Consider the following 9,071-nt stretch of genomic DNA (forward strand, 5'->3'; position numbering starts at 1 on the left):
CCTCCCCGAGTCGTGGGCCCAGCAGCAGGCTCAGCAGCGATAGGCTTGTCGACGTGCCGTCCATCACGCGGCCACCGTGCCACGCTTCTTGATGGCCTACACCCTGGGCTGGACCGGACCCTTACGGCACGCCCGTGCGCGTCGTGGTGGTGAAGAACGAGCACCGCACCTTCCTTTTCGACGCCCAGGGCAAGCTCCAGTCCATCTTCGGCAACGCCGTGGGCACTCGCGCCACCCAGACGGACCCGGGCCTGAAGAAGGTGACGGGCAAGCTCGACGAGGCCCAGTCCCACGCCCTCGGAAAGAAGCTGTGGGGCGGACCCGTCTTCGGGCCTCGCATCATCGACCTCTCGTGGGCCGATGGCTCCCGCTCGGGTGAGGAGCTCCATGGCACCAGCGCTCCCGCACAGCAGGGCGAGGACGTGTCGCACGGATGCGTCCGCCACGACAACGCCGACATCATCGCCCTCTACGACGCGCTGAAGGTGGGGGACATGGTGGCCATCGTCGACAGCATCAACGATCCGAACCTGAAGGCCCCGCCCGCCACGCCCACGGGCCTGCCGGACCTCTCGGGCGCCGTGGCTTCGCGCAAGTAGACGTCCCCGGGACTCGGGAAGCACCGGGCGAGCCACAGGCTCAACCCGGGAACCGGGCACCCTCACCCCGTCCCTCTCCCGGAGGGCGAGGGGAAATGGGCTCGGTGGGGCGAGGGGTCCTGACGAGGTGCTCGAGCCGCTCGAGCGACACGCTCAGAAGTAGCGCTTGCGCTTGCTGCTCGGGAGGATGCCCAGCACCTCGCGGTACTTGGCCACCGTGCGCCGGGCGATCTCCGTCCCCTGCGCCTTCAGCAGCTCGACGATCTTCTGGTCCGAGTACGGATTGCGCGGATCTTCCTGCGACACCAGCTGCTTGATGTGGTGCTTCACCGCCTCGCTCGCCGTGTCCTCTCCGGACACGCGGGCAATGGACGAGTTGAAGAAGTACTTCAGCTCGAAGATGCCCTGCGGGGTGTGCACGTACTTGTTCGTCGTCACGCGCGACACCGTCGACTCGTGCATCCCGATGTCCTCGGCCACGTCCCGCAGAATCAGCGGCTTGAGGTGGGCAATCCCCTGGTCCAGGAAGTCCTTCTGGAACTTCACGATGCTCTCGGTGACCTTGTAGATGGTGCGCTGGCGCTGGTGGATGGAGCGGATGAGCCACTGCGCGCTGCGCAGCTTCTCCTGGATGAACTCCTTCGTCTGCCCCGGCCCCACCCCGCCACTCTTCAGCGCGTTGCGGTACGTGCCAGAAATCCGCAGCTTCGACAGGCCGTCGTCATTCAGCACCACCGTGTACTCGTCCTCGCCCATCTTGTAGACGAACACGTCCGGGGTGATGTACTGCGCGTCGTCCCCGCTGAAGTTGCGGCCCGGCTTCGGGTCCAGCTTCGGCAACAGCTTGGACGCCTCCACCACCTCCTCGAGCGGCACCTTCAAGTCCTTCGCGATCGCCGGAAGGTTCTTGCTCTCGAGGTACTTCATGTGCCGCTTGATGATGAGGCCCAGCAGCGGCGCGTGCTTGTCCCTCAGCGCCGACACCTGGATGAGCAGGCACTCCTGCAGATCTCTCGCGGCGCAGCCCTTGGGCTCCAGGTTCTGGATGCGGCGCAGCGTGCGCTCGGCCAGCCCCATGGGCACGTCCGCCTCGTTGGCCAGGCGGATGAGCGGATCTCCCTCCACGTCCTCCAGCTTCAGGTACCCGTCGTGGTCCAGGTTGCCCAGGATCAGCATCCCGATGCGCCGCTCGGCCTCGTTGAGCCGCAGCGTCCCGAGCTGCTCCTGCAGGTGATCGACCAGGTCCTCCTTCTCCACCAGGTTGGCTTCGAAGGACGGCATGTCCTCGGTCGCCACGTTGCCCTTGTTGGAGGCGGTCGTGGGCTCGTTGAACTGGTAGCTGTTGAGGTAGGCCTCCCAGTCGATCTCCGGCGGACCATCCCCATCCGCCTTGAACTCGGGCGCCGCGTCCGGGGTCCGGGCTTCCACCCCCGCCGGCATCTCCGTGTTCGCCGCCTCCATGGAGGCCTCGCCCGGCTCCTTGTCGGAGGTATCGCCAAAAGGCGTCTCGTCGGGCTGCTCCAGGAGGGGGTTCTGGTCCATCTCCTCGCGGACCTGCTCCAGCAGCTCCATCCGCGAGAGTTGCAGCAGCTTGATGGCCTGCTGCAGCTGGGGCGTCATCACCAGCTGCTGCGACAGCTTCAGGCTCTGCTTGAGTTCCATCGCCATTTCTATCTCCCGCCCGTTTCAACAATCGACTCGACGGCGGCCCGCCATCAAGGACCGTGCCAAAGTAGCAAGGCCCCCTGACTTCGTCCAGTGTCCGAGAGTCCGGCCCGCACTTTGCATTTTGTGAAATTCTTCTTTTATTCCGCCTACTTGCACTGTCTCCATCCAACGGGGAGACGTTGCGCAATGGACGTGCCGGCCCGAGGCGGCGAGCGGCTCCAGCCGGTCCGCGAGCCCCCCACGGGGCCGGAAACCCGGCCCTCAAACCGACTGCAAGCGGAATCGCTCCCCGAGGTACACCGCCCGCGCCCGGGCCGAGGAGGCAATCTGCTGCGGGGTGCCCTCCTCCAGGATTTCACCCTGTGCGATGATGTAGGCGCGGTCGCAGATGCCCAGGGTGTCCTGGACATTGTGGTCGGTGATGAGGACGCCCAGGCCCCGGGACTTCAGGTGGGCGATCTGCCGCTGGAGGTCCCCCACGTTGATGGGGTCCACGCCGGCGAAGGGCTCGTCGAAGAGGATGAAGCGCGGGTTGGGGATGAGCGAGCGGGCAATCTCGGCGCGGCGCCGCTCGCCCCCGGAGAGCGTCTCGCCGAAGGACCAGGCCACGTGGCTCAGGCCGAACTCCTCCAGCAGCTCGCGGGCGCGGCGCTCCCGGGCCGCCTTGTCCAGGCCCTTCTGCAGCTCCAGCACGGAGAGGAAGTTCTCGTGCACCGTGAGCTTGCGGAAGACGGAGGCCTCCTGTGGGAGGTAGCCCAGGCCGCGCAGGGCCCGGCGGTGCATGGGCAGGGACGTGAGGTCCTCGTTGTCCACGCGCACCCGCCCCGCGTCGGGCCGCACCAGGCCCACCACCATGTTGAAGCTCGTCGTCTTGCCGGCGCCGTTGGGCCCGAGCAGCCCCACCACCTCGCCCTGCGCGACATGGAAGGAGACGCCCTGCACCACCCGGCGCTTGCGGAAGCTCTTCTGCAGACCCTCTGCGTGGAGATGGCTCGTCATGGCTGCTTCGTTCCCCCCGTCTTGTCCTTGCGCCGCTGCTCCTGCTCCTTCAGGGGCGCCGTCTTGAAGACGACGGTGGCGTCATCTCCCTCGAAGCTCTTGCCCCCGAGGGCCATGCGCACCTGGGTGCCCCGGAAGTGGATCATCGGATCCTCCGCCTCGGGATTGCCCGTCACCACCAGCATGCCGGTGGGGACGTCGAGGCGGGCGCGAGCGCCCTTCGCGCGGCGATCTCCATCCACCGCGCGCACGTTGCCCACGCAATCGGCACGCGTCACCTCCCGCGTGCCGTTGTAGTAGGCGGTCAGTTTGTCGCACCGCAAATCCATGGTCCGGTGCTTCACCGTCACATCACCCGAGAAGACAGCCTGCGAGCGCGTGCCATTCACCCGCTTGGACGTGATGACCACGGGGTTGTTCTGCGGAGCCCCCTTCACCTCGACGGGCGCCGACTTGAAGGTGACGGTGGCGTCCTTCACCTCGAAGTTCTGGCTGCCCAGCATCAGGCGCAGCTCGGAGCCCTCGAGGTGGGCCGCGGGGTCCTGCGCCTCGGGGTTGCCCGTCACCACGAGCAGGCGGCCAGGCACGTCGAAGTCCGCCCGCTCGCCCTGGGCGGTGCGCTCGCCGTCCACCGCGCGCACGTTGCCCACGCACTCGCCGCGCGTCGCCGTGTACTTGCCGGCGTACTGCGCGTAGTGCGCGGTGAGCTCGTCACACCGCAGGTCCATCGACTCGCGCCGGGCCCGCACGTCCTCCTTGAACATCAAGGTGGACTGGTCGCGCAGGATGGTCATCTTCTTGGAGGTGATCTCCGTCTCGCCCCCCTTCGGGGCGGCCACGGCCGTGTTGGGAGCGCGAGTGCCCGTGCTGGCGGTGGCCGCGGCGGGCTGCACCGGCTGGGCGACGAAGAAGGCCGTGACCAGGTACTCAATCACCGCGTGGCCCCCTGGACGTTCGCCCGCACCGAGCCCTCGAAGTCGAACTGCCCCGTGGGGAAGGACAGGGAGAAGGCGTCCGCCCGCATGCGGCCATTCGGTCCCGTCACCTCGACACCCTCCGTGCCTCGCGCCACCTGCTGGCTTCCGTCATACGTGGCGCGCGGGGTGTGCGCCACCAGGCCGGACGCCGTGCGCACCTCCACGTCTCCCGAGGCCACCAGCTGCCGCGCGCCCGGGTTGCCCTCCATGAGCTTCGCGCGCACCGTCGTGCCACCCGCCTGCTTGCCCTTGGGGGCGGTGCCGTTCGCGCCCTTGTCCGGCACGTGCACGGTGGCCTGGGTGGCGGTGAGCTCGCCCGTCCGGTCCCAGGTGGCCAGCGTGGCCTCGCCCGTCATGGACAGGGTGCTGCCGTCGTACGAGCGCAGCCGCACCCCATGCATCACCACGGCGGGCGGCGCGGAGGCATCTTCGGTGGCCTGCTTCTGGGTGCAGGCCGCCAGGAGGGCGAGGAGGCTGAGGAGGGGACGTCGCACGAGGCGTATCTCTATCACCGGGCGGGGGTGGGACGGGTCTTCCAACGCTGGTGCATCCACACCCATTGCTCGGGGGCCCGGCGGATGGCCGCCTCGATGCCGAGCGAGAGAGCGGCCGTGAGCGCCACGGCATCCGCCTCGCGGTCCCCGCTCGCCTGCCAGGGCACCTCCTCCATCCAGAGGCGGTAACCGTCGCCTTCCCGCTGACAGAAGCCCACCACCACCGCCGCGCCGGTGCGCAGCGCCAGGTCCGCCGCCGCGCGAGGCGTCGCGGCCAGCTCACCGAAGAAGGGCACGAAGACGGACTGCACCTTCATGTCCTGGTCGATGAGCAGCCCCAGGACTTCTCCCGCCTTGAGGGCGCGCAGCATGGCCCGGGCCGCGCCCTCCTGGCCCCGCCAGATGCTGCGCACCCCGCCCTGCGCGCGGAACCGCTCGACGAGCGCGGTGAGCCGCGGGTCCGTGGTCTCCTTGGCGATGCTCTGGCTGGGGTAGCCCGCGCGCGCCACCCGCCGGGCCAGCAACTCCCAGTTGCCCACATGGCCGGACACGAAGACGACGCCCTTGCCCCGGGCGAGCGCCGCCTCCAGGACGCTCCTGTCGCGGGCCTCCCAGCGGACCAGGTGCTCCAACCGCCGGTCCATGGCGGCGGTGGCGCCCACCTCGAAGGCGGCCATGCCCAGGTGGCGGAAGGAGGCGCGGGCGAGCTCATGCCGCTCCGCGTCGGACTTCTCGGGGAAGGCCCGGGCCAGTGACTTCAAGGCCTTGCGGCGCTCCCCGTCGGCCACGGCGAAGGCGAACCGGCCGAAGCCCGCCCCCAACCACCGGGCCAGGCCCAGCGGCAGGAGGCTGACGATGGCCAGTGCCGCACGGACGAGCAGGTAGCGGAGGAAACGCTTGAGACGCTTTGCTAAGGGTGGGCGCTCCACGAGCGTTTCCATATCCCATGCGCGAATACAACTTCGACGGCATCGTCGGTCCCACCCACAATTATGGCGGCCTGTCGCCCGGCAACCTGGCGTCCTCCCTGCACGGCGGCGAGGTGAGCCACCCCCGCGAGGCGGCCCTCCAGGGCCTGGAGAAGATGCGCTTCGTCGCGGGCCTCGGGGTGGGCCAGGCGGTGCTACCGCCACAGCCGAGGCCCTCGCTCAAGACGCTGCGCGCGCTGGGCTTCACCGGCACGGACGAGGAGGTCATCACCCGGGCCGGGAAGGAGGCCGAGCACCTGCTGCGGCTGACGTCCAGCTCGGCGGCCATGTGGACGGCGAACGCGGCCACGGGCGCGCCCTCGGAGGACACGGCGGACGGGCGCATGCACCTGACGCCGGCCAACCTCCAGCAGATGTTCCACCGGGCGCTGGAGGCGGAGACGACGCACGCGGTGCTGCGCTCCATCTTCGCGGACGAGAAGCACTTCGCGGTGCATGCGCCGCTGCCCGGGGGCGGGCACTTCGCGGACGAGGGCGCGGCCAACCACATCCGGCTGGTGACGCCGGGGCACAAGGCGGTGCACGTGCTCGCCTGGGGCCGCAGCGCGTGGCGGGACGATGTGCGCCACCCCACCCGCTTCCCCGCGCGGCAGACGTACGAGTCGAGCCAGGCGCTCGCGCGGCTCCACAAGTTGGACCCGGCGCAGGTGCTGCTGCCACAGCAGGCTCCCGAGGGCATTGACGCGGGCGCCTTCCACACGGACGTGATGGCGGTGGGCAACGAGAGCTTCCTCATGCTGCACGAGCTGGCCTTCGTGGACCCGCGGGGGCTGCTGAAGACGCTGCGCGAGAAGCTGGGCGAGGGCTTCACGTACGTGCTGGCCACCAACGAGGAGCTGCCGGCGCGGGACGCGGTGAAGGCCTACCCGTTCAACTCGCAGGTGCTGACGCTGCCGGATGGCACCATGGCCATCATCGCGCCCGAGGAGAGCCGGGAGACGGAGCCGGCGCGGCGCTTCCTGGAGCGCGTGGTGGCGGAGAACAACCCGGTGAAGCGCGTGTATTACCTGGACGTGCGCCAGTCGATGAACAACGGCGGCGGTCCGGCGTGCCTGCGCCAGCGCGTGTGGCTCACGGACGCCGAGCGCGCCGCGGTGAAGGCCAACGTCTTCTACAGCGCGGAGCTGCACGAGACGCTCGCCGGCTGGGTGAAGCGGCACTACCGCGAGGACCTGCGCGCCAGGGACCTGGCGGACCCGAAGCTGGCCCGCGAGACGATGACGGCCCTGGACGAGCTCACGCGCATCCTCGGCCTGGGCAACGTCTACGACTTCCAGAAGTGAGGCATTGTGGAACCGGGCGACGCCACTCCGCTCGGACGGGTGTACGGGGCCAGGGCGAGGCCGCCCCGGCACCCGTCATTCATTCCGGAACCACTCCGCTGGGATGCCGAGGGCCGCGAGAATCCGCTCGGGCGAGCGCTCGCCCTTGATTTCGCTGACGACCGGCAGACGAGGAAACGCCTCAGGCGGCTGCGCGAGTTCTTCGATGCCCTCCCCCCCCCGCCTCACGGTAACAAAAAACTCGTCCAGGTCCGGCGAGGCAATCACTGCATACACGGTCGCGTGGGGAATCCGTTCAGACACAGTGATGTCGGCGTACCCTATATTGCCTGTGCCGCTGGAGATCCGGAGCCCTTGCGGCGTGTCCTCAAGTCGGTAGTGTCCCGGAGGAAATGGGTCGTCGGCCTCATCCAGAACGCGGCGCGCATCCTCAGCCCTGACTCCTTCCACCAGGGCGACTTTGCGCAGAGGATTATTTGCAGGCGAGTCTGAAGATTCCTCGCGGCTTGGCAGCGGACAGCCGAGAGACGTGGCCAGTGATTCTGGGTCCACGTCCAAGACCTCAAGCGCCCCGTTCCGCCATGACATGACGATCCAGGGGTCGCTGGCGCGCTCAATCGAATACACGGGCTCATCACATTCGAGGGACAGTTCCTCGGCGAGTTGCATCTCTGCACCCACGTCACCGGGGTCCGTCCCCACGATGGCGTGGTAGCGACCACTGCCCGGAATGACCTTGAAGGGAAGTTCTTCTCCGTCCTCTTCGTCCCAGTCCGGCATCACGATGGCCTGGGCGCGGCTCTCCAACCGTGCGGACTCGCCTGGAGCCAGGACCGCCCAGAGAGGCCACCGGCTCATGGCGCACCTCCCGACAAGTTCTCCGGCAGATTCAGTGCCGCACGCAACTGCTTCGTCTTCTCCAATATCTGAGCTTCCTCCACCGCGATGACCTGAGTTTGCCGCGCGTTTGTTCGCAGGAAGTCTGTTAGTTTTTCCCAGGTCGGCCCACTCAGCTTGTCGGTAACGACGAGGAACGGTTTCCCGCGGGGTGCGTTGGCTGCGTCCGCGAGTTGGTCGAGCAAGTGCTGGAGTTGCTTTACGAGCGCCTCCTGTTGTTTGTTGAGCGTGGCGCCGCCCTGCTTGGTCAGCCAGGTGTCAAGCGTCTTGCGCCAGCGGTTGTCGTTCCAGCCTTTTACTTCCACTCCATGTTGGAGCTTGGACCCTGTCTTTGCTGTAAGCACGTTGTCAATGACGTGACCCTCCTTCATCTTCACCTGCCGTCCGGTCAGCCGGAAGCCCGGGAAGAGCTTCTGCGCATTGCGCTCTGTTAGTATTTCCGCTGCGATGCCTCGGAGTCGCTCACGTGCCCGAAGTTGCACCTCTAAATTGCCCGGTTCCGCCGCTGCTCGTCGGAACAGCCTCCAAGATGTCTTCTCATTCCTGGCCATGGCATTGAGATCCTCCAGGGCCAGCCCTGTCGAGGGCAGCCAGCCCAAATCCACACGGCCCCTGCGCGCTTTCCTCGCCAGTTCGACCACCGCTTCGGTTTCAAGTTCCGGGTGACTGACGAGCCACTGGGCCTCCTTCAGGAAGGCAAGTGGGTCCTTTAGACCTCGTGCTCCTGAGTGCCGCAGCAACTCCGCAAGCGCTGGTGTCGCCGCACCACGGGCAGAGGAGCGCAGTGATTCCACCGCGGCGAGGTAGGCGTGGGCCTTGTCGGCCGGCAGCGCCGCCGCACGCCGTGCCACCGCACCGTAGGCGAGCGCCATCTCCTGGCTCTCCGCCGCCAGCAGCTTCAACGCTTCCAGCGTCTTCTCGGCTCCTTCTGCCGCGAGCCCCGCGCCGCGAATGCCGCCGAGGGCCCGTGCGGCGGCCATCTCCCCCCGGATGGCGAAGAAAGCCTGCTTGAAGGCCTCGGCGCCGCCAGGCAGGGAAAACCGCAGTCCGTCCGGTGTCGCAACGGCCTTGCCCTCGGCGAGCATCCGCTCCAGCGTCTTCACCAGGGCCTGGACGGACTCCACCGACTCACGCAGTCCGGACGAGGCCCGGGCCCCCGCCGCGC

General features: G+C 68.1%; 9 protein-coding genes. 2 read left to right on the forward strand and 7 right to left on the reverse strand.

The annotated features are described in order from the left end of the window. Window positions 1-134: 134 nt before the first annotated feature. Window positions 135-599, forward strand: a complete 465-nt coding sequence (locus AC16DP_RS49785) for a L,D-transpeptidase (protein WP_329728181.1) — start codon at window positions 135-137, stop codon at window positions 597-599. A gap of 153 nt (window positions 600-752) precedes the next feature. On the opposite strand, the gene rpoN is transcribed toward AC16DP_RS49785, so the two are convergent. The 5 genes from rpoN to AC16DP_RS49810 all read right to left on the reverse strand — a co-directional run bounded on the left by rpoN (window position 753) and on the right by AC16DP_RS49810 (window position 5,666). Further along, window positions 753-2,267 carry an RNA polymerase factor sigma-54 gene (rpoN, locus tag AC16DP_RS49790; protein WP_329728182.1) on the reverse strand — a complete coding sequence of 505 codons (1,515 nt, stop codon included), beginning with the start codon at window positions 2,265-2,267 and terminating at the stop codon, window positions 753-755. A gap of 261 nt (window positions 2,268-2,528) precedes the next feature. Then, complete coding sequence (lptB, locus tag AC16DP_RS49795; protein ID WP_329728183.1) at window positions 2,529-3,266, reverse strand: LPS export ABC transporter ATP-binding protein; 738 nt, start codon at window positions 3,264-3,266, stop codon at window positions 2,529-2,531. Further along, the gene (locus tag AC16DP_RS49800) at window positions 3,263-4,201 is read right to left on the reverse strand and encodes an LptA/OstA family protein (protein ID WP_329728184.1); all 939 of its coding nucleotides are present in this window, start codon (window positions 4,199-4,201) and stop codon (window positions 3,263-3,265) included. Before AC16DP_RS49800 ends, lptB begins: the two co-directional genes overlap by 4 nt. Then, entirely contained in the window at window positions 4,198-4,737 is a 540-nt protein-coding gene (gene lptC, locus AC16DP_RS49805; RefSeq protein WP_329728185.1) for an LPS export ABC transporter periplasmic protein LptC, read from the reverse strand. The genes AC16DP_RS49800 and lptC overlap by 4 nt, the downstream gene beginning before the upstream one ends. A gap of 14 nt (window positions 4,738-4,751) precedes the next feature. Continuing rightward, a complete protein-coding gene (locus AC16DP_RS49810; protein ID WP_414640702.1) occupies window positions 4,752-5,666 on the reverse strand; it encodes a lysophospholipid acyltransferase family protein in 915 nt (304 codons plus the stop codon). 17 nt (window positions 5,667-5,683) lie between these two features. On the opposite strand from AC16DP_RS49810, the gene astB reads away from it, so the two are divergent. Continuing rightward, the gene (gene astB / locus AC16DP_RS49815) at window positions 5,684-7,009 is read left to right on the forward strand and encodes an N-succinylarginine dihydrolase (protein ID WP_329728187.1); all 1,326 of its coding nucleotides are present in this window, start codon (window positions 5,684-5,686) and stop codon (window positions 7,007-7,009) included. A 75-nt stretch (window positions 7,010-7,084) separates the two neighbouring features. Here the strand turns inward: astB and AC16DP_RS49820 are convergent, their stop codons facing one another. Then, a complete protein-coding gene (locus tag AC16DP_RS49820; RefSeq protein ID WP_329728188.1) occupies window positions 7,085-7,867 on the reverse strand; it encodes a hypothetical protein in 783 nt (260 codons plus the stop codon). Then, on the reverse strand, window positions 7,864-9,071 hold a 1,208-nt coding region (locus AC16DP_RS49825; RefSeq protein WP_483957115.1), incomplete at its 5' end, for a hypothetical protein. The genes AC16DP_RS49825 and AC16DP_RS49820, both read right to left, overlap by 4 nt.

The organism is Archangium sp. (genome assembly GCF_057119385.1).